Annotated in this window: 15 protein-coding genes and 2 pseudogenes; 8 read left to right on the top strand and 9 right to left on the bottom strand. The window is 70.5% G+C overall.

The window, feature by feature from the left end; translation table 11 throughout:
• Positions 1–3 precede the first annotated feature (3 nt).
• The 4 genes from ACLF3G_RS18025 (at position 4) to ACLF3G_RS18010 (ending at position 3,253) form a co-directional block, all read left to right on the top strand.
• Positions 4–1,779, top strand: a complete 1,776-nt coding sequence (locus ACLF3G_RS18025) for an SLC13 family permease (protein WP_430670794.1) — start codon at positions 4–6, stop codon at positions 1,777–1,779.
• 9 nt (positions 1,780–1,788) lie between these two features.
• Complete coding sequence (locus ACLF3G_RS18020) at positions 1,789–2,361, top strand: cupin domain-containing protein (RefSeq protein WP_430670793.1); 573 nt, start codon at positions 1,789–1,791, stop codon at positions 2,359–2,361.
• Between the two features lie 80 nt (positions 2,362–2,441).
• The gene (locus ACLF3G_RS18015; protein WP_430670792.1) at positions 2,442–2,996 is read left to right on the top strand and encodes a hypothetical protein; all 555 of its coding nucleotides are present in this window, start codon (positions 2,442–2,444) and stop codon (positions 2,994–2,996) included.
• Positions 2,997–3,028: 32 nt separating this feature from the next.
• The gene (locus ACLF3G_RS18010) at positions 3,029–3,253 is read left to right on the top strand and encodes a DUF2934 domain-containing protein (protein WP_430670791.1); all 225 of its coding nucleotides are present in this window, start codon (positions 3,029–3,031) and stop codon (positions 3,251–3,253) included.
• A gap of 25 nt (positions 3,254–3,278) precedes the next feature.
• Here the strand turns inward: ACLF3G_RS18010 and ACLF3G_RS18005 are convergent, their stop codons facing one another.
• Both ACLF3G_RS18005 and ACLF3G_RS18000 read right to left on the bottom strand, forming a co-directional pair.
• Positions 3,279–4,238: an NAD(P)/FAD-dependent oxidoreductase gene (locus tag ACLF3G_RS18005; RefSeq protein ID WP_430670790.1), complete on the bottom strand. Its 960-nt coding sequence runs from the start codon at positions 4,236–4,238 to the stop codon at positions 3,279–3,281.
• A gap of 5 nt (positions 4,239–4,243) precedes the next feature.
• A complete protein-coding gene (locus ACLF3G_RS18000; protein WP_430670789.1) occupies positions 4,244–4,657 on the bottom strand; it encodes a DUF3775 domain-containing protein in 414 nt (137 codons plus the stop codon).
• A gap of 240 nt (positions 4,658–4,897) precedes the next feature.
• On the opposite strand from ACLF3G_RS18000, the pseudogene ACLF3G_RS17995 reads away from it, so the two are divergent.
• A pseudogene (locus ACLF3G_RS17995) lies at positions 4,898–5,178 on the top strand (manganese catalase family protein).
• A 79-nt stretch (positions 5,179–5,257) separates the two neighbouring features.
• Entirely contained in the window at positions 5,258–5,455 is a 198-nt protein-coding gene (locus ACLF3G_RS17990) for a manganese catalase family protein (protein ID WP_430670788.1), read from the top strand.
• 105 nt (positions 5,456–5,560) lie between these two features.
• Here the strand turns inward: ACLF3G_RS17990 and ACLF3G_RS17985 are convergent.
• Together ACLF3G_RS17985 and ACLF3G_RS17980 are read right to left on the bottom strand one after the other, a co-directional pair.
• A pseudogene (locus ACLF3G_RS17985) lies at positions 5,561–6,085 on the bottom strand (IS630 family transposase); the annotation flags it as partial.
• An 83-nt stretch (positions 6,086–6,168) separates the two neighbouring features.
• Positions 6,169–6,792 carry a site-specific integrase gene (locus ACLF3G_RS17980; protein ID WP_430670787.1) on the bottom strand — a complete coding sequence of 208 codons (624 nt, stop codon included), beginning with the start codon at positions 6,790–6,792 and terminating at the stop codon, positions 6,169–6,171.
• On the opposite strand from ACLF3G_RS17980, the gene ACLF3G_RS17975 reads away from it, so the two are divergent.
• Positions 6,791–7,912, top strand: a complete 1,122-nt coding sequence (locus ACLF3G_RS17975) for a class I SAM-dependent methyltransferase (RefSeq protein ID WP_430670786.1) — start codon at positions 6,791–6,793, stop codon at positions 7,910–7,912. The two genes, ACLF3G_RS17980 and ACLF3G_RS17975, sit on opposite strands and share 2 nt — an antisense overlap.
• Here ACLF3G_RS17975 and ACLF3G_RS17970 read toward each other — a convergent pair.
• The 5 genes from ACLF3G_RS17970 to ACLF3G_RS17950 are packed head-to-tail and all read right to left on the bottom strand — an operon-like array spanning position 7,853 to position 17,574.
• Complete coding sequence (locus ACLF3G_RS17970; RefSeq protein WP_430670785.1) at positions 7,853–9,952, bottom strand: glycosyltransferase; 2,100 nt, start codon at positions 9,950–9,952, stop codon at positions 7,853–7,855. The two genes, ACLF3G_RS17975 and ACLF3G_RS17970, sit on opposite strands and share 60 nt — an antisense overlap.
• Positions 9,949–10,947, bottom strand: coding sequence for an NAD-dependent epimerase/dehydratase family protein (locus tag ACLF3G_RS17965; RefSeq protein ID WP_430670784.1), 999 nt, complete (start codon positions 10,945–10,947; stop codon positions 9,949–9,951). Before ACLF3G_RS17965 ends, ACLF3G_RS17970 begins: the two co-directional genes overlap by 4 nt.
• Positions 10,944–12,212 (bottom strand): glycosyltransferase family 4 protein, encoded by a 1,269-nt coding sequence (locus ACLF3G_RS17960; protein ID WP_430670783.1) that lies wholly within the window; start codon positions 12,210–12,212, stop codon positions 10,944–10,946. Before ACLF3G_RS17960 ends, ACLF3G_RS17965 begins: the two co-directional genes overlap by 4 nt.
• Positions 12,212–13,156, bottom strand: a complete 945-nt coding sequence (locus ACLF3G_RS17955) for a glycosyltransferase family 2 protein (RefSeq protein ID WP_430670782.1) — start codon at positions 13,154–13,156, stop codon at positions 12,212–12,214. Before ACLF3G_RS17955 ends, ACLF3G_RS17960 begins: the two co-directional genes overlap by 1 nt.
• A gap of 5 nt (positions 13,157–13,161) precedes the next feature.
• A complete protein-coding gene (locus ACLF3G_RS17950) occupies positions 13,162–17,574 on the bottom strand; it encodes a rhamnan synthesis F family protein (protein WP_430670781.1) in 4,413 nt (1,470 codons plus the stop codon).
• 456 nt (positions 17,575–18,030) lie between these two features.
• Between ACLF3G_RS17950 and ACLF3G_RS17945 the strand changes: the two genes are divergently transcribed.
• Positions 18,031–19,146: a class I SAM-dependent methyltransferase gene (locus tag ACLF3G_RS17945; RefSeq protein ID WP_430670780.1), complete on the top strand. Its 1,116-nt coding sequence runs from the start codon at positions 18,031–18,033 to the stop codon at positions 19,144–19,146.
• The last annotated feature ends 6 nt before the right edge of the window (positions 19,147–19,152 follow it).

Genomic DNA, 19,152 nt, shown 5'->3' with positions numbered 1-19,152 from the left:
CGCATGACGCTGGACCAGGGGCTCGCCTTCGGCATCATCGGGGTCACCATCCTCGCCTTCATCTGGGGGCGGCTTCCCTATGATCTGGTGGCGCTGTCGGCGCTGCTGGCCGGGCTGGTCGCCGGCATCATCCCCTACGACCAGGCCTTCTCCGGCTTCAGTGACGACGTGGTGGTGATCGTCGCCGCCGCGCTGCTGGTCAGCGCCGCCGTCTCCCGCTCCGGCGCCGTCGAGACCATGATGCGGCCGGTGCTGCCGTACCTGAAGACCACGGGCACGCAGGTGCCGGCGCTGGTCGGCGCGGTGATGGTCGCCTCCGTCTTCACCAAGAACATCGGCGCGCTGGCCATCTTCATGCCGGTGGCGATGCAGCTGGCGCGCCGCACCGGCACCTCCGCCTCCAGCCTGCTGATGCCGATGGCCTTCGCCTCGCTGACCGGCGGGCTGATCACCATGATCGGCACCTCGCCCAACATCCTGGTCTCCCGGGTGCGGGAGGAGGTGACGGGCCAGCCCTTCCAGATGTTCGACTATGCGCCGGTCGGCATCGGGGTCTGCCTGGCCTCCTTCGTCTTCCTGGCGCTCGGCTGGCGCCTGCTGCCGCAGGGCCGCCGCGGCGCCTCCATGGACGCCGCATTCAGCATGGAAGCCTACACCGCCGAGGCGCGGCTGCCCGCCGACGCCCCCGTGGTCGGCAAGACGGTGGCGGATCTGGAGGCGATGGGGGAGGGCCATGTCACCGTCGCCACCATCATCCGCGAGCGCTTCCGCCGCTACGCCCCGACGCCCGAATGGGTGTTGCTGGCCGATGACGTGCTGCTGCTGGAAGGCGCGCCGGAGGATCTGGAACGCCTGGTGGCGCGCGCCAAGCTGCGCCTGGCCGGGGAAAAGCCCGCGGAGGGCGACGCGGCCGAGGAGATCAGCGTCATCGAGGGCGTGGTCACCGCCGAATCCTCCCTCATCGGCAGCACCGCGCTGCAATCCGACCTGCGCCGGCGCTTCGGCATCAGCCTGCTCGCCGTCAGCCGCAGCGGCCAGCGCATCACCCAGCGCCTGAACGCGGCGCGCATCCGGGCCGGGGACGTGCTGATCCTGAAGGGCGCCACGACCGACATGCCGGAAGCGCTGGGCAGCCTCGGCGTGCTGCCGCTGACGGAGCGCGACGTGGCGCTCGGCCGCCGCAAGCGCAGCTGGGTTCCGGTGATCGTGCTTGGCCTGGCCATGGCCGTCGTGGCGCTGAACATCGCCCCCGTCGGGGTGACGTTCTTCGCCGCCGCCGTGGTGCTGATGCTGCTGCGGGCGCTGAGCACGCGGGAAGCCTATGACGCCATCGAATGGCCGGTGCTGGTGCTGCTCGGCGCTCTGATCCCGGTCAGCGAGGCGATCCGCACGACGGGCGGGACGGAGCTGATCGCCGCCTGGCTGTCCGGCATGGTGGAGCTGCTGCCGCCGTCCGGCGCGCTGGCGCTGATGATGGTCTTCGCCATGGCCATCACGCCCTTCCTGAACAACGCCGCGACAGTGCTGATGCTGGGGCCGATCGCGGCCGCGGTCGCGGTGAAGCTGGGGCTGAACCCGGACCCGTTCCTGATGGCGGTGGCGATCGGCGCCGCCTGCGACTTCCTGACCCCCATCGGCCATCAGTGCAACACGCTGGTGATGGGCCCAGGCGGCTATCGCTTCGGCGACTATTCCCGCCTCGGCCTGCCGCTGTCCGTCATCGTCGTCGCGGTCGGCGTGCCGCTGATCGCGCTGGTCTGGCCGCTGTCCGGGGGGTAAGCCTGCGGGATGAGCGAGACACCCCGCATGCTGTTCGTGCCGCCCGGCACTGGCGACCAGCACTGGCAGCCGCAGCCCGCGAATGGCTGGATCGAGGTGCTGACCTCGCCACGTCAGTCCGGCGCGCCGGAGGGCTTCTCCGCCGGGCTCCAGGAACTGCCGCCGCTCGGCAAGATCCGTGAGCACGCGCATCCGGCGCAGACCGAGATCTTCTGGGTGGTGGCGGGCCGCGCCCTGGGCCGGCTGGATGGCGCGGTGCGACGGATCGAGACCGGCACCTTCATGGTCGCACCGCCGCATGTCCGGCACGGCTTCATCAACGACGGCGATGGGCCGTTCCGCTTCCTGTGGCTGCTGGTGCCGGCGGGGCTGGAGGATTTCTTCATCGGCATCGGCCGGCCGAAGCGCCCCGGCCAGCCCGACCCCACCCCGTACCCCCGCCCCGCCGAGACCGGCGCCATCGAGCAGGCTACGGTGTTCGAGACGCTGGACCCGCTGCCCGCACCGCCCTGGGACACCGCGCCCATCGCCGACGCGGCGGTGCTGGTGGCGCTGCGGCGGCAGGCCGGCGAGGCTGGCTGAGGGAATCGCGGTCGCGACCGCGAACGAATGAACCGCCCGCCGCGTTGCACCCACAACCCAGCGCAAGCGGAGCAACCGGAATGACCTTCATCCTCGTGGCCCTGTTCGACCGCCCCACCGACGCCGAGCAGGCGGCGGACGACCTGCCCCGCGCCCTCGGCACCGACCCCCAGGAACTGGCCCTGTTCGGCGAGACGCCGGTGCCTCGCGCCCGCGCCATGCAGCCGATCGACCGCCTGAACCTGCCGGCGGAGGAGGATTTCGTGTTCCGCCAGGGCATCCGCCGCGGCGGTGCCGTGGTCGCCGCCTGGCTCGCGGAGGGCCAGACGGAGGCCGCCATGGCGGTGTTCATGCGCTGTGGCGCCGCGGACCTGGACGTGCGGGAGGAGGATTGGCGTGGCGACGCCCCGGACGAGGACACGGGCGCGCCGGGCCGCCGGGGCTATACCGGACATGACGAGGATATCGGCTTCGCCACCTTTGGCGGCGATGCGGTGCTCGGGCCGATTCCGCGCCGGCACCAGGACGATGCACCGGCCGGCCTGCTCGGCCGCTTCGCCATGTCGGCCATGCAGCGCGACCCCAATCGCAGCCGCGCCCACGCGCGCGCATTTGCGGTGACGCCACGCCGCTGACAGGCGCAGAATCGCGCCGGGAGGATCAGCCCATGCCAGAGATGCCCTACGACATCGAGCGCGCGGTCCAGCAGCGCGCCTACGAGATCTGGATGCAGGAAGGCTGTCCGGAGGGTCGGGCGGAGGCGCATTGGCAGCAGGCCCGCGCCGAAATCGAGGCCTCCCGCCGGGAGCAGCAACTGGACGCGGAAGTGGCGGACAGCTTCCCGGCCAGCGACCCGCCTTCGCATTCCGGGATCACCGGGGAGCGCCGGTAGGACCCCGGATAGGACGCCGGCCGGCTCAGGCGCCGTCCGGCTCATCCTCGGTCGGCGCCTCGCACCGGTTATGGATATGCGTCGCGGCGGTGGCGGCGTGGCCCATGCCGACCACGATCTGGTCCAGCCCCCGCACCACGTCGCCGGCGGCGTAGAGGCCCGGCACCGTGGTCTGCGCATGCTCGTCCACCAGCAGCGCACCGGAGGGGTCCTGCGCCGCACCGAGCCTGGCCGCCAGCCCGCTGCGGTAGTCCAGGCCGAGCGCCGAATACAGTACGTCGAAGCGCAGCGCCGCGCCGTCGCCGAAGCGAAGTGCCGCGATCTGCCCCTCCGCCATCTCCAGCCCCGCGATCGGATGCTCCACCAGCCTGATGCCGCGCGCGGTGGCCATCTCGCGCTGCCCGGCATCCAGTTCCAGTCTCGCGCCGAGGGTCAGCAGCGTGACGTCGTCGGCATAGCTGCGGGCGATGAAGGCGGCCTCCGCCAAGCCGTGCGCGCTGCGGGCGCCGCCCGGGGCGATCACGGCGATGCGCCGGTCGCGCGATTCGTAGCCGTCGCAGATCGGACAGTAGCGCACCAGGCCGCGGCGCACCGCATCCGGCAGGTCCGGCAGAGCCGGTTCCACATCCTCCGCACCGGTCGCCAGCAGCACGCGCCGCGCCCGCAGTTTCCCACCTTCGCCACCCGCCCTCTCCACCATCGCCAGGAACCCGCCGCGCCGTCGCGCCAGCATGCTGATCCGGCCTTGCTGGACCACCATGCCGTAGCGGCCGATGTGGTCGCGCTGGCGGGCCAGGATCTCCGTGCCGGGAATGCCATCGGCGAAGAAGGGGATGTTGTGGCTGGCGGGGATCCAGGCGGCGCGCGGCTCCCCGGCATCGACCACCAGCGTTCGCCGCCGGAAGCGCGCGAGGTACAGCGCCGCGGTCAGCCCGGCCGGGCCGCCGCCGACGATCAGGCAATCCAGGGCATCATCCTCGGCCATGCCCGCTACCGCTCCTGTTCCTCCGCCGCGATGCCGAAGGCCGCAAGGCCCTCCGACAGCAGGTCACCCAGCAGCTCCATCCCCGCCAGGTAGTCCGGTGCCGAGCCATCCGCGTTGCGCTCTCGCGCCAGGCGCCGCGCTTCCTCCCATTCCGTCGCGTCGTGGTCACCGCGGCCGATCCAGGTGAGCGCGATCAGGGCCGCCTGCTCATCCTCGTTCAGCTCCGCGATCAGGCCCTTGAGCGTATCGGTCATGGCATCCGGGTCGACCTCGTCGGGCGTTTCCGGGTCCTGCACATCCTCGTTCGCCGCTTCCTCCTGCAACTCCCCGGCGGCGCGGGCGGTGTCGATGATGGCGACGATGGTGGGCAGGCTGACGACGAGGTCCACCTCGCCATCCGGGTCGTAGGGCTGGCTCATGCTTCTCATCCTTCTTTCGCGCGTGCGGCTGCAACGCGGGCAGCCGGGAAGGACGCCCCGGCGCCGCCTCAACTGGTCGCGATTGCGCGAACGACGCGAACCGGCGCCAGCCCTGCCGCGACGGCGCGTTTCGCGACGCCTGCCCGCGCCTCGTGCAACGTCCGTGCGCGAACCGACTTCGCGTCATCGAGGTGTGCCGCCGGGTCCAATCCGGCGCGGAGGTTGCATGCGATGTTCTAAATGGATGGCAAGCTGCAATACCGGGTGCGCGTCGAGCGCCCGAGCCCGGCCTTCGCGTGTATCCTGCAGCAGGCGATCGGCGGCGTCGAGTGCGCGATCCGGGTCTGCCTGCAATACATCTTCCAGGGCAGGGGGCGCGCGGGCCAGCCAGGTACCGCGACATGCTGCTGAACACGGGGACGGAGGAGATCGGCCATATCGAGATGCTGGCGACCGCCGTCGCCCTGAACCTGGAAAAGGCGCCGCTGTCGTTCCAGGAGGAGGCGGCGGCGACCCGGTAGCCAGCGCGGTACTGAACGGCATGAACCTGCGCCACATCCTGGCCACCGGCCTAGCGGCGATGCCAGGGGTGCGAACGGCGTGCCGTTCAACGCCAGCCATGTCTATGCCAGCGGCAACATCGCCGGCGACATGCTGGCGGATGCGAATGCGAATGCGGCGGCGGAGGCGTCCGGCCGGGCGCTCGCGTTGCGGCTGCATGGCAGGACGGATGATCCCGGCATGAAGGGCATGCGCGCCTTCCTGATCGCGCGCGACACGATGCACCAGCAGCAATGACTCGCGGTGTTCGAGGAACTCGGCGGCTACCAGGCGCAGCTTCCGAACCCCAACGCGCACAAGGACACCGAGCCGCACGCACAGTACGCGCACGCCTAGAGTCTGTCAGGCCATGATTGAAGCATAGCCGGCATGGCGGAGGTCGGCGGCGCACTCGTCGGAGGTGAAGGCGCCGAGCAGGTCGCCTATCCTGCGCCAGGTTGCCTCGACGGATCGCTCGTCAGCCTTGCGGAGCAGTGTCTTAAGTTTAGCAAAGACCATCTCGATCGGGTTCAGGTCTGGGCTGTAGGCCGGCAGGAAGAACGGCTTGGTGCCGACGGCGCGGAGTGCTGCGCGGACAGGCTTGCCTTTGTGGCTGCCGAGGTTGTCGGCAATGACAATGTCACCGCGGCTCAGCGTCGGCGCCGGGAGCTGGCTGACCCAGGCGGTGAAGGAGAGGCCGTTGATCGGCCCGTCGATGACGCAGGGCGCAACGATGCGGTCGTGCCGCAGGCCGGCGAGGAAGGTTAGCGTCTTCCACTGCCCATGCGGCACCTTGGCCAGCAGCGGCGCGCCGCGCGGGCTCCAGCCGCAGGTGCGCGTCATGTTGGTCTTGGCCCAGGTTTCGTCAAAGAAGATCAGGCGGGCCGGCGGGGCGGTTCATGCCGGGGCATATAAGGGGCGCCGCGGCGGCCGTCGCCACATCACCGCGCGACAAGATGGCGCTAATCGCCCTACAGCCCGACCTTGCTGGCGGCGTTGTCCCGGAAGAGCCCGCCGCGGCGGACATAGCCGCGCAGGGTGGCGGCGGAGCGGTGGCGGGTCTGCTGCATGATCGCGGCCTCGGGCACGCCGGCGCGGGCGGCGGAGGTGGCGAAGCCGGCGCGCATCGAGTGTCCGGCAAAGCTGGCGGGGTCGTAGCCGGCGGCGGCGACGGCGGCTTTCACCACCCGCGCCACGTCGCGGTCGGAGAGCCGGGTGGCGGTGGCGCGGCCGCCCTTGGTCACCGAGACGAAGACGGCCCCGTCCGCGAGGCCGGCAGCCGCCCGCCAGGCGGCGAGCGCCCGCACCGGACAGGTGAGTTCGTGCTGGCCGTGCGGCAGCGCCACCTCGGTGCCGGCGCCGTCTGGGTCGGTCTTGCTCCGGCGAAGCGTCAGCAAGATGCCTTTCGGCACTGGCCGAAGATCGGCGACGTCGAGCCCCACTAGCTCCGCGCGGCGCAGCGCCGCGGCAAAGCCGACCAGCAGCAGGGCGCGGTCGCGCAGCGGCCGCAGCCCCGGGGCGGCGGGCCAACTCGCGCAGCGCGTCGCGCAGCACCTCGCTGGTCGCCGCGGTGGTCTGGCGCGGCGCGGTGCCATGCGTCCGCCGGATGCCGGCCCAGACCTCGCGCACCGCCGGGTGGCGGGGGTTGAGGCTGTGGCCCTGCAGGCGGTGCGCCTGGCCGATGGCGACCAGGCGCAGCCGCAGCGAGGCCGGGCGGTGGGTCTGCGCCCGGTCGGCGAGGAACCGCCCGACGGTCTGGGGGGCGGCCGGCAGTGGCGCGAGGCCATGGCCGGCGCACCAGGCGCAGAAATCCGTCCAGGCGATGGCGTAGCTGCGCCGGGTGTTGTCCGCGCGGGCCTGGTGGGCGTAGCCGCGGGCGCGGTCGGCGGTGGCGGCGAGGTCGGCCAGTGCCGGCGGGGTGCCGGGGCGGGAGCGGGGCAGGGGGCTGGGTCATGCGCGCTGATCCGGCCGGAGCCGATCTTTGTGGTGCTTGGCCATTGCTGGGTCTGCCACCGCGCCTCGCAGTTCCAGACCAGCTACGCGCATGGATTCACGGCGGATGACGGCACCCGCACGCCGAACTGGCGAGAACACCTGACCTGCCCGAGCTGCGGCCTGAACAACCGCATGCGCGCGGCGCTGATGTTCATGACGGAGGCAACCAACCCCGCGGATGCCGTCTACCTGACCGAACAGCTGACGCCGCTGTATCGCGCCACCGCCGCACGCTTCCCGCGTCTGGCCGGCAGCGAATACCTGCGCGATGGCGCCGCCCCCGGTCAGATCAACGCTGCCGGCGTGCGGCATGAGGACGTGGCCGCGCTGAGGCTGGCGAGCGGTACCTTCGCCTGCATCGGAAGCTTCGACGTGCTGGAACACGTGCCCGATCACATGGCTGGGCTGCGTGAATTCGCGCCCTGCCTGCGGCCGGGCGGAACGCTGCTGATGACGGTGCCATTCGCGCTGGAATCGCACCTGCATGTCACGCGTGCGGAGCTGCAGCCAGATGGCGCCATCCGCCACATCCTGCCGCCGGAATACCACGGCGACCCGCTGGACGAATCCGGCGTGCTCTGCTTCCGGCACTTCGGCTGGGCACTGATGCAGGATCTGCGCGAGGCCGGATTCCGCGATCCGACGATGGTGTTCTACTGGTCAGCGGAACTGGGGCATCTCGGCGGCATGCAATCGATCCTGCAGGCAACCCGCGCCTGAAGCTTTGCGTGCCGCATCCGGTTCCGCGGCGTTGCGTGGCGGGAAGGCCAGCTTCCATTCAACGCCAAGCGCCAGGCCGAGGTTTGGGTTGTGGAAGGGATCGTTGGCGCAGACCGCTTGCCAGCGCCGCCGCATCCGATGCACCTCGAGGGCGTGGAAGGCGGCGCGGTCGCCGGCATAGTGGTTGCCGTAGGTCAGCAGCTCATGGTGGTGCAGTTCCGCCTGCGGCGCATAGACGATGGCGTGCCCGGTCTCGCCGACGCGCAGCGCGAAATCCACGTCGTTGAAGGCGCTGGGATAGCTTTCGTCGAGGCCGCCGACCTGTTCGAACAGGCTGCGGCGCACCAGCATGCAGGCGGCCGTCACCGCCGAAAGCTCCTGCGCCAGTACGGCGCGGGACATGTAGCCGGGGTCGCCGCCGGGCAGGTGGCGATGCGCGTGGTCGCACAGGCCGGACAGGCCCATGATGATGCCGCCATGCTGCACGCTGCCGTCGGGATACAGCAGCCGCGCACCCACCATGCCCACCTGTTCGTCGGCCAGGAAGGCGCACATCCAGCGCAGCCAGTCGCGCCGGATCGGGGAGATGTCGTCGTTCAGCAGCAGGATGTGCTCGCCGCGCGTACGCTTCGCCATGTGGTTGTTGGCGGCGGAGAAGTTGAAGCCCGGCGCCTGCAGCCAGGTCACCGTCGCGTTCGGGTGGCGCGTGATCGCCGCCGCCGCCGCGCGCTGCCGGGCATCCAGCGGGCCGGGCTGCATCACCACCACATGCAGCTCGAACGCCGCATGGTCGGTGCCGTCCAGGATGGCGCGGATGCAGGCCAGGGAATGGCGCGCACGCAGCGTGGACGGGACGATGGCGGCGACGCGCGGCTCCTTCCCCGTGGCGCCGAGCCGGAACGTCAGCGGCCAGGACGCGACGGGCGTGATGGCCGGTCCGCCATCCTCCAGGTGCCGCGCCACGATCGCCGCCAGCGCCTCCGGCGCGGCCGCTTCCGCATCCGGCCGGCGATGTGCCAGGATGTGCGGGATACGATGGCTGAAGGGCCGCGGGTCTGCGCGATGCCGCGCGAGCCAGGTGGCAAGGCGCAGCGCCTCCGCCGTATCCACGGCCTCCGGCGCGTGGCGCAGCAGCGTGTCCCGCCGCACCAGCCACAGGCCGCGCGACTGCGTGCCGGACAGCATCAGCGCCAGGTTCGGCCGGGGCTTGAAGCGCGGATCGTGGCGGGTGCCGTCCGCCGCCAGATCATCCTCGTCGGCGATGGTGATCTCGGCTGCGCCGAGGTTCCGTGCCGCGAGCTGGGTCGCATGCGGCGGCAGCACCTCCCCGGCCTGGAGTATGCCGATGCTGCCGGCATCCAGCGTGGCGATGGCCGGCCGCAGCGGCGCGTCTGGATGCAGCACGGCATGGGCCGGCCGGGTCGGCTGCGCGGCGAGGCTCGCCAGCGTCGCGGCCAGGGCGGGCGATTCCGCATCCCGCGCCAGCACCAGATAGGCGATGTCCGGCACCGGGGCGCCTTCGGGAAAATCCTGCGCCGACCATTGGTCGAACAGCGCGATCCAGGCGGCATAGGATTGCCGGGGCACCTGCGCCTTGTTGGCCGTCAGTGCCAGCACGTGGCGAAGCTGGCGGCGCAGGCTGCGCGGCTGGGTCAGCGCTAGGCGCGCCAGGCCGGCAACCTCCTCCAGCGGGGCGTGGCGCAGCAGTCGCGCCGCGGCTGCTGCACGGCTCAGCGGCTGCAGCAGGAATGCCTTGGCCCGCAGCGCGGCCGCGGCGGGACCGAGCGCGGAAAGCCGCGCCTCGCAGGCCTCGCCGGGCACGTACCAGATCAGCTGATGTTCCTCCCGCCCGCCATCCGGCGCGGGTGGCGCGTGCAGGTACAGGTTGCCGCTGAGCGATTCGCCGGCGGCGTCGTGCAGGGTCACATAGAGGATCGTGGTTTCCTCCAGCGCCTCCACCGCGAAGAAGATGCGGTGCCAGCCGCCCTCCGCGGAGGGTGCCAGGCGGCGGGACTGGATCAGCGTCGCCTCGCGCCTCATCGCCGCACCAGCGCGCCCTGCCGCGCCGGCAGCACGCCGCGCAGCCATTCCGCCGTGCCACGCAGCCCGGCCATCCAGTCGGTGCGCGGCGCCCAGCCCAGCACGCGCCGGATGCGGGAGATGTCGAGCACGTTGACCGGCACGTCCACCGGCCGCGCCGGGTGGTGGTGGATCTCGGCGCCGCGCAGGCCGAGCATCGCATCGACCGAGGCGACGACATCGAGGATCGAGCGGCCGGTGCCGGAGCCGACGTTGAAAAGTCTCTCCTCCCCCGCATGCACCGCGGCGCGCAGCATCGCTGCCACCAGGTCTTCCACATGCAGGAAATCGCGCACCACCTGGCCGTCGCCCCACACCTCCACCGGCATCCCGGCCAAGCGACGGGCGATCAGCGCGGCGATGACACCCTGGCCGCGATCGGGGCTCTGGAACGGGCCATAGGGGTTGGCGGCGCGCAGCACGACCGAATGCAGCCCGTGCCGGTGAGCCAGCAGGCCGAGGTGCTTTTCCACCAGCAGCTTGTGGATGCCGTAGGCCGAGATCGGGTCGGTCGGGTGATCCTCCGGGATCGGCAGGATGCGCGGCACGCCATAGACGGTGCCGCCCGAGGAGACGAAGACCATGCGCCGCACCCCGGCCGCGCGGCACAGGCCAAGCAGTTCGACCGAGGCAACACCGTTGATGCGAAGATCCGCCGCCGGGTCACGCTCCGCCGCCGCGGGCACGCTGCCGCCGAGCAGGTGGAAGACGACCTCCGCACCCTCCAGCGCGGCGCCGAGTGCGGCCGTGTCGCCGAATTCAGCCTGCGTCCAGCGAAGGTCCGGCAGCGCACCCGGCCAAGCGGGCGGGCGGCCATAGCCATGCACAGCGGCACCCGCGCGCAGCAGGGCGCGGCACAGGTTCAGGCCGATGAAGCCACCGGCGCCGAGCACCAGACAACGCGTGCCCGACAGGCCATCGCCGAGCACCGCGCCATGGCGACGCTGCATGTTCATGGCGCCGCCTTCAGGAAAGCTTCCATTTCGCTGGCCATGCGTTCGAAGGTGAAGCGCCGCCCCGTCTCCTGCCCTTCCGCCGCCAGCCGCGCGCGCAGCGCCGGATCGCCGGCGAGCCGGCCGATGGCAGCGGCGAGGCTGGCGGCATCGCCCTTGCGGAACAGCAGCCCGGATTCCCCGTCGCGCACGATCTCCGGGTTGCCGCCGACATCGGAGGCGATGGTCGGAATGCCGCAGGCCAAGGCGTGGATCAGGGTGAGCGAGAAGGGCTCGTAGAGCGAAGGGAACAGGTAGATGTCGTGCGCATCGAACAAGGCCGGAAGCTCGGCCTCCGCCACCGGCGCACGCATCTCGATATCGGCGACGCGGCCGCTCGCGGCGACCGCGGCCTGGAAGCGTGCGAGATAGGCAGCATCCTGGCCATCGCCGAGGATGGTGAGCGTGACGCGTTCGACGCCGAGTTCCGCCGGATCCAGCAGCGGCAGCGCCGCCACCGCCGTATCGGCGCCCTTCAGGTCCACCAGCCGGCCGGCGAACAGCAGGCGCAGCGTGCCGGGCTGCACCAGCCGGCTGCGGTCCGGCACGGCGGTGGCTGGTCGCGGCGCCTGGCGGACGCCGTTGTGGACGACGCGGTGGCTGCGGAACAGCGATCCGCCGGCGGCGTAGAAGTCACGCATGAAGCGGGCGCCGAAGATCGCCTCCAGCCGCCTCGGCGGCTGGAGGCCGATGGCGCGCTGCAGCGCACGCTTGGTGCGGCCGGCCAGGGCGCGCCAGGCAGGCGGCGGCGGCGGCGGGATGAAGGCGCCACTGCCATGCACCACGTCGCGGAAGAAGCCGGCGACGAATTCCGGGTTCCGCATGACCAGCAGCCAGTTGTCGGTCAGCATGACCACGGTGCGGCAGGGGCTGGCCTCCAGCGCCGCCAGGATCGAAGCGTCAAGGAAGAACAGGTTCCAGGCGAAGACGATGTCGGGCCGGGTTTCGTCCAGCACGCGATGCAGCGTCGCCAGGTTTTCCGCGTTCACGGCGGCGCGGTCCTCGGCGGTGCCGGGGAAAGGCGCGTAGATCTCGGCGCCGGTCAGCAGGTTCCAGTCGCGGATGATGCGCTGGCCGGGGTAGTCCGCCACCTTGCCGCCGTGGCGGCTGGTCAGCACCGTGATCTCGTGTCCGCGCGCCGCGAGCTCGGTCGCGACCTCGTGGCACAGGCGCTCATAGCCGCCGACCACGTTGGGCGGATACAGGTTGCTGAGGATCAGGATGCGCATCAGACCCAGCCCGCCAGCCGAGCGCGGAAGGGCTGGTCCGCCAGCAGCGGGGAAAGGTCCAGTCGTGCCTCCCCGTGCCGGCGCAGATAGGCCATGCAGGGGTGCACGGCGCGCGCCAAGTCGTGGCGCTGGAACACCTGTTCCATGGCGGCCGCCGCGTCCCAATCCGGCTCCGCCGCACCCGGTCGGTCCCAGAGCAGGGTCAGGTAGGCGGCGGCGGAGGCGGCCCATTCGGCACGGACGCGGCGGTGATCCTCTGCGATCGTATTGCTGCCGTGGATGCGGTAGCGCAGCAGCGCCTCGTCGAGCCAAGCGATGCGATGGCCCAGCGCCAGCGCCCGCAGCGCGAAATCCAGGTCGTGCGTGTAGCGCAGCGCCGCGAAGCCGCCGATCCGCGCCGGCAGGTCACGGCGGAACAGGAAGTTCGACGTCGTCATCAGGAAGTTCGCGTTGACCAGCGCGGTGGCCCAGTCCTGCCCGGCGCGGAAGGCCAGCGCCTCCGCATGCCAGGGATTGGCAATGGCGGCGCCGTTGCCGTCGATGAAGGTGATGCCGGTGGCGGCGAGCACGCAATCCGGCTCCGCATCCAGCCGCAGCGCCAGCGCATCCAGCCGGCCGGGCAGGAAGACGTCGTCGGAATTCAGGATGGCGATGTAGTCCGCGCCGCACTCGGCCAGGCCGGCGTTGATGGTGGCGTGGGCGCCCTGGTTCGGCTGGCTGCGGAAGCGGATGCGGGGATCGCGCGCGGTCAGGCCCTGCATGACGCGCGCCGAGTCATCGGTCGAGCCATCGTCGATGACGATGACTTCCCGCAGCACCTCCCCCTGCGCCAGCACGCTGTCGATCGCGGGCGCGATGTAGCCGGCATGGTTGTAGAGCGGTACGACGACGCTGACGCGCCCTGCGCCGGCCCGCGGTGCGGCCGGCTTGCGGAAGAATCGCACCGGCCTCAGAACCCCCGCTGCGCGAGGCGTCGCACCAGCCCGGGCGGGATGCGCGTGACCAGCGGCGGCAGGCCCTCCGTCACCGGCAGCGCCGCGGGGCCGGTCAGCATCACGCCATATTCCGTCAGGTAGCGTTCCAGTTCCATCGGGCTGCGGATGGTGACGATGGTGCTGGTATCCGCATGCAGCGCCGGCTGCGCCACCTTCAGCCACGCATGACCGCTGCGCTCGCAGGCCAGGAAGTACAGGCGCTCGATCACATGCGCCGTGGTGTGGTCCAGCTGCGCGCCTTCCGGCGGGAAGTCGTCAAAGGACAGGTCAAGGGCGAGCAGCGGCTGCAGCGCCGCCGGCCGTGCCCAGAACATGGAGCCTGAGGGAAAATCCAGCGCCCTCGTCGGCGAGACGGCGATACCCATGCGTCGTGCCATGTCGCGCGCCTGCGGGTAGTTGCCGTTCCAGCCGAGCCACCGGCGAACGCCCTCATAGTGCTGCGGCGCCAGCATGCCGAGGCGTGGCAGGCGCGCGAAGGCATCCAGGATGCTGGACACGACGGCGCGGGAGCCGAGAAGATTCTCGAACAGGAAGCTGCGCCACGGCATCAGGAAGGGCGCGTGGTGCGACTGCTTGGAATGCAGGTGCAGCACCAGGTCGTGGTCGGCATAGGCGTCCTTGAACCCGACCAGCTTCGGCGCGATGTCGCGGCCACGGTTCGGCATAACGCGCACATCCACCCGGCCCTCCTGCCAATCGGCGAAGGTAGCACCGATGGCGGCGGCCTTTTCCGCCGTGTCGGTGGACAGGAACAGGTTCGCGGGCACCGGCAGGTTGCGCAGATAGGCCCGAACCTCCGGCCCGATCTCCGGATGGAACAGGTGGCAGATCACGCCGATGCGCGGCGTGGGCGCCTGCATGGGCGGAAAATCGAACGGCACCGCCATGCTGTGGTCCGATGCGAAGGCGCGGCTGGTGCCGGGTTCGGCAGGTCGTTGCGCGACGGGCGACTGGCGTGGCGGCGCGTGTTGCACGCGGCGGCGGGTGATCGGCACGTTGGCCAGCGCGGAGCGAAGTTGAGCCCGGAAGGCGCTCGGCGCGCATTCCACGCGCACCCGGTCCAGCGCCGTGCGGCGCAGCCGTTCCCACAGTGCCGGGTCGCGGTACAGCCGGGCGACGGCGGCGGCGAAGGCGGCGCCGTCATCGGCCACCAGCACCTCCTGCCCATCCTGCCAGCCAAGCTGGTCCGCGATCAGCTTCGTGACCACCATCGGGATACCGAGCGCGGCGGCCTGGTGGACCTTGTGCGGGATGCCGGCGCCGAGCCGCGTCGGCACCACCATCACCCGCGCATCGGCCAGCGCCGCACGCAGGTCCTCGACCATGCCGCGCAGCTCCAGCGCCGTGCCGTCCAGCGCCGCGATGCTCGGCGCGCGGTTCATGCCGACGACGGTCAGGCGCGTTGCCGGGTCCAGCACGCGGCGGATGCCGGGCAGGATCTCCTGCGCGAACCAGCGCACCGAATCCGCGTTCGGTGAATCCTCCTGGTGGATGGCGCCGAGAAAGACGATGCGCTCGCGATCGGCGAAGCCGCTCTCCAGCGGTTCCTCTTCCAGCGCATGGGCCAGGATGAACACCTCCCGCGCGCCATAGGTCTCCAGCGTCTCGCGCTCGGCGGCGGAAACCGACATCACGCTGTCGGCCAGCCGCGTCAGCGCGGCTTCCTTCGCCACAAGCGCATGGCGTTCGGCATCCGTGGCCGCGTCGCCGGAAGCGGCGCGCTGCTGCAGGTCGCGCGTCACGAACAGCGCCTCCGCGTCATAGATCACGCGGGCCTCGCCGATCAGGTCGCGCTGGAAGCCTACTGCTTCCTCCAGCGACGCCATGTTGTGCGGGCGGCAGACGATGATGGCGTCAAAATGCCCACGCCTGGCGCTGAGATAGGCGTGGAGCTGCGCCGCCTCGGCCTTGATCAGCACCTCGATGCGCTTGTCCAGCGCCCGCCGCACGCCGTGCCAGGTCTCCGGCTTGCTATGTGTCGGGAACAGCGTGACCTCCGCGCCGGCCTCGACCAGCTCGTGCAGCAGCCGGTTCGAGCGCGGATAGCCGCTGCCCAGCTCCACTTTCGGCACGCGATCCTCGATCACCAACACACGGGGGCCGTCGCTGCGTGCGGTGCGTGCGGCCAGCACGTTCTGCGGGTCGGGCGGGAACTGGCCATCAAGCCAGTCGCGGTGCCGCTGCACGAAGATACGGTGGTTCGCCTCCTGCAACGCGAGCGCGGCCTCGGTGGAACTTGAGCTGCCGAATTCGTAGTGCAGGATTGCCACGTCCGGATCGAAGACAACACGTCGGCCGGACTTCCACAGCCGCACGCAGTAATCGGTTTCCTCGTAGTAGGCCGGTGCGAAAGCCTCGTCGAAGCCTCCGAGCCCGCGCCATGCCGCCATGGGCGTCAGCAGGAAGGCGCCGGAGCAGTAGTCGACGTCGCGCTGGAACATCACGTCCGGCCCGTTCGGGTCCTGGCCGCGGCCATAGCCGGCGGCGGCTCCGGTGTTCCACAGGATCGACCCGGCTTCCTGCAGGGTTCCGTCCGGCAGGATGATGCGGCCACCTACAGCGCCGATGTCGTCGGCCGAGTCCAATGTCCGTAGTGCCGCGGCGACAGCGCCGGGCAGCAGCTGGGCATCGTTGTTCAGCAGCAGCAGCGTCCGACCGGTGGCGGCGTGCGCGGCCCGGTTCACGCCCTTCAGGAAATGCAGGTTGGTGTCGCTGCGGATGATCTCCGCGCCCGTGACGCGTTCCAGGAGTTCGCTGGTGCGGTCGGTGGAGGCATTGTCCAGAATGATGACCTGGACGCCGGTCTCGGTACCGGCCAGCGTCTCTGCGATCGATGCGAGGCAAGCGAAGGTCAGTTCGGCCTGGTTGTACAGAACCAGCACGATGCTGACATCTGGCGCCTCGGCGCAGGGCAGGCGCAGCTTCGCCGGGGTAGCCAGGAAGGCATCGAGCCGTGCCGAAAGCGTAGCACGCATCGCCGCCTTGGCCGAAAGCCTTGGCGCGTCTTCAGCCCTGGGTTCCGGCGGCGGCAGGGCGAATTGCGGCGGTTGCGCCGGCGGGCTGGGCAGCAGGTCCTGCTGCGGGCGCAGGCGGCCTTCGCGCAGCAGCCGCACGGCGACTCGCATGGGCCGCGTCAGTCGCCAGGAGGTGGAGCCGACATATTGCTGCGTGACGGCCTGCACCGCCTGCTGCGCCTCAGCCTGGACCCGGGCGACCTGTCCCGACATGTCGTCCCGCTGCTGCTTTGCCTGCAGCACCTGGTTCTGAAGCTCGCTCGCTTCTTGCCGGGCGATGTGGCGTTGTTCGTGCAGCTGAGCGGCCATCCGCATCGCCAGCTGGTCGCGCTGGTTGATCAGGCCATCGCGCAGCGCGATGGCGGCGGCACGCGCCGTGACGATATCGGCAAGCATTGCAACCATGGCGTCCCGCGCGCTGACCTGCTCGCGTTGCAGCGCCAGCAGGTCCGCCTGCCAGGCGGCGGCGCGGCCGGCTTCCTCCTGCCGGGCCTCCAGCTCCGCGAGCCGGGCGCGCAGCGTCTCGGCTTCCGTGCGGGCAGCCGCATGCTCCGCGACCAGCGCCGGCAGATCCGCCAGCTGCGCCGTCAGCGCACCGATATGCGTGTCCTTTGCGGCGATCTGGTCCCCCAGCGCCAGGAGATCCGCCTGGCGCTGGAACGCCTCGCCGCGCGCCGCGATCCGACGGCGGAACCGCGCAGCGCCCTCGGCGCCCATGCTGAACAACGCGCGCAGCTCGGGGTCCTGGTCCGGGCCGACGCCGAGCACGCCGAGGCCGTTGGAATGGTCGAAGGCGAAGCCGGGATAGATGCCGCGCAATTCCTCCCACAGCTTCCAGACGCCGAAACCACGCTCGCGCACGTTGATGTCGTGGAACAGCACCACGGCGCGCGGCGACAGGGCGCCGCGCCAGGTCTCGAAATCATGGCGCACAGCCTCGTAGCTGTGCAGGCCGTCGATGTGCAGCAGGTCGATGCCGCCGGCTGAGCCGTCATCGGGGAAATAGGCGCGGGCGTCGTCGAAGGTGTTGCGGATCAAGGTCGAGAATTGGCCGAAATGCGCCGCGTTGAAGCGCGTCACATCGTTGAAGACTTCCTCGCCGTAGTGGCCGGCATGGTCGTCGCCCTGCCAGGTGTCCACGGCGAAGGCGCGTGCGCCCGGGCAGAACACGTTCAGCGCCTGGCAGAGGGCGAAGTAGGAATTGCCGGTGTGGGTGCCGAGCTCGACCAGGCAGGCCGGCCGCAGCGTCTTCACGACCCAGAACGCAAAGGGGATGTGGCCCACCCAGGCACCGGGCTGGGCAATCCGCACCGGGTCCCAGGTCAGCTCCTCGCCGAGGGTGACGCCTGCCATCTGATCCAGCATGTCGATGACCCAGTCTCCTGATCCTGTCCAACCGGCCGCGCCCGTCCGCCGGTAGACTTCCGGTCGATTACCATGCGTTCCCGCCAGCTCCGGCCCAACACATCGTGACCCGCCATGGTTTCATTCCGCATTCGCAGAATAAACTAGCGCGTGATAACGGGATTGCGTGATCCGATGGCGTGATGCGGCCGAGGAAATAGTTCTCCAAGGTCACGCAGCCCTGTCGAGGCCAACGCGATTCTTCTCCGGATAATCGACCGGCACGAGATTGTCGCTTTCAGGACGCCTCAAATGTCCGTGAACATGGTCTTTATACGAAGCGGGCAAACTCATGTCCGAACTGCGTTGAATTGCCCATAGTTTCATTTCACGTTGGCTTCATCCTGCCGGATCAGCGCGCCGTTTAGCTCGTCATCCCTCCGCGGGCCCGGCTATACCGTCTCTATGGAAACCACAGACGCGCCCGACGAGGATCTGCGCCGGGCCAAGGTCAACGAGGTCTGGTCCGCGGATGCGGCCCGCGACACCCAGGAGCTTGGCCGCTATTGGATGGCCCACCCAATGGTGCGCGACCGCGTGAACCGGCTGGCCTCGGGCCGCGCCGACTGCGACGCCTATGGCCATCTGGCGGAGCTTCTTCGGGCCCGTGGCTGGCGCCTGCCGGTGGCCCGCACCCTGTCGATCGGCTGCGGCTTCGGCGCCCTGGAACGTGGCCTGATCGCCACCGACCTGGTGCAGCGTATCGAGGCGCTGGACCTGGCGGAGGGCGCCATCCTGGAGGCGCGGCGCCTGGCGGCGGAAGCGGGCTATGCCGACCGCATCAGCTACGAAGTCTCCGACCTGGAATCCGCGTCCTTCGCGCCGGGCTTCGACATCATCTTCGCGCATTCGTCGGTCCATCACGTGGAGCGGCTGGAGGAGTTGTTCGCGGCGGTGAAGCGGGCGCTGCGGCCGGGAGGACTGTTCCACCTGAATGAATTCGTCGGACCGACGCGCTTCCAGTGGACGGACGCACAGCTCGAGCTGTGCAACACGCTGCTGGATCAGTTGCCGGACCGGCTGAAGCGACTGCCGGACGGGCAGACCAAGCCGCGAATCGCGCGGCCGACCATCGCCGACATGATCGCCTTCGATCCGTCTGAATCGGTGCGGTCGGCGGAGATCGTGCCGCTGATGCGCGCCCATTTCGACGTGATCGAGGAGCGCCGGCTGGGTGGCGCGGTGCTGCACCTGCTGCTCGCGGATATCGGCCAGAACTTCCGCCCCGACGACCCGCAGGACTGCGTCGCCATGCAGCGCCTGTTCGATGCGGAGGATGCGGCGATGGCCGATGGGCGCATCGGCAGCGACTTTATGACCATCACCGCGCAACTGCCGGAGCCCGCGACGCGCCCGCAATCGCTCTCGACCCGGATGAGCCTTCTGCTGCCGCCGGTGCGCCGACTGCACGCCGCGCTGCGCGAGACGCAGGAGAAGTTGGCTCGGCTGGAGGCCGATCAGGCCAGGCTGGCGGCCGAGGTCGCGCGGCTGTCCCGCGCGCTGGACCAGCGCAGGGAGTGACCCGGT

It is taken from the genome of Falsiroseomonas sp. HC035 (assembly GCF_050563525.1).
GTDB lineage: Bacteria > Pseudomonadota > Alphaproteobacteria > Acetobacterales > Acetobacteraceae > Falsiroseomonas.
The sequence above is the reverse complement of the archived record's forward strand: the minus strand, read 5'-3'. Positions and strand labels throughout refer to the sequence as shown.

What these genes read in the sequence shown, in the direction of transcription:
- ACLF3G_RS18025 (WP_430670794.1), top strand. Translation starts at nt 4, where the DNA reads ATGACGCTGGACCAGGGGCTCGCCTTCGGCATCATCGGGGTCACCATC.
- ACLF3G_RS18020 (WP_430670793.1), top strand. Translation starts at nt 1,789, where the DNA reads ATGAGCGAGACACCCCGCATGCTGTTCGTGCCGCCCGGCACTGGCGAC.
- ACLF3G_RS18015 (WP_430670792.1), top strand. Translation starts at nt 2,442, where the DNA reads ATGACCTTCATCCTCGTGGCCCTGTTCGACCGCCCCACCGACGCCGAG.
- ACLF3G_RS18010 (WP_430670791.1), top strand. Translation starts at nt 3,029, where the DNA reads ATGCCAGAGATGCCCTACGACATCGAGCGCGCGGTCCAGCAGCGCGCC.
- ACLF3G_RS18005 (WP_430670790.1), bottom strand. Translation starts at nt 4,238, where the DNA reads ATGGCCGAGGATGATGCCCTGGATTGCCTGATCGTCGGCGGCGGCCCG.
- ACLF3G_RS18000 (WP_430670789.1), bottom strand. Translation starts at nt 4,657, where the DNA reads ATGAGCCAGCCCTACGACCCGGATGGCGAGGTGGACCTCGTCGTCAGC.
- ACLF3G_RS17975 (WP_430670786.1), top strand. Translation starts at nt 6,791, where the DNA reads ATGCGTCCGCCGGATGCCGGCCCAGACCTCGCGCACCGCCGGGTGGCG.
- ACLF3G_RS17980 (WP_430670787.1), bottom strand. Translation starts at nt 6,792, where the DNA reads ATGGCACCGCGCCGCGCCAGACCACCGCGGCGACCAGCGAGGTGCTGC.
- ACLF3G_RS17970 (WP_430670785.1), bottom strand. Translation starts at nt 9,952, where the DNA reads ATGAGGCGCGAGGCGACGCTGATCCAGTCCCGCCGCCTGGCACCCTCC.
- ACLF3G_RS17965 (WP_430670784.1), bottom strand. Translation starts at nt 10,947, where the DNA reads ATGAACATGCAGCGTCGCCATGGCGCGGTGCTCGGCGATGGCCTGTCG.
- ACLF3G_RS17960 (WP_430670783.1), bottom strand. Translation starts at nt 12,212, where the DNA reads ATGCGCATCCTGATCCTCAGCAACCTGTATCCGCCCAACGTGGTCGGC.
- ACLF3G_RS17950 (WP_430670781.1), bottom strand. Translation starts at nt 17,574, where the DNA reads ATGGCAGGCGTCACCCTCGGCGAGGAGCTGACCTGGGACCCGGTGCGG.
- ACLF3G_RS17945 (WP_430670780.1), top strand. Translation starts at nt 18,031, where the DNA reads ATGGAAACCACAGACGCGCCCGACGAGGATCTGCGCCGGGCCAAGGTC.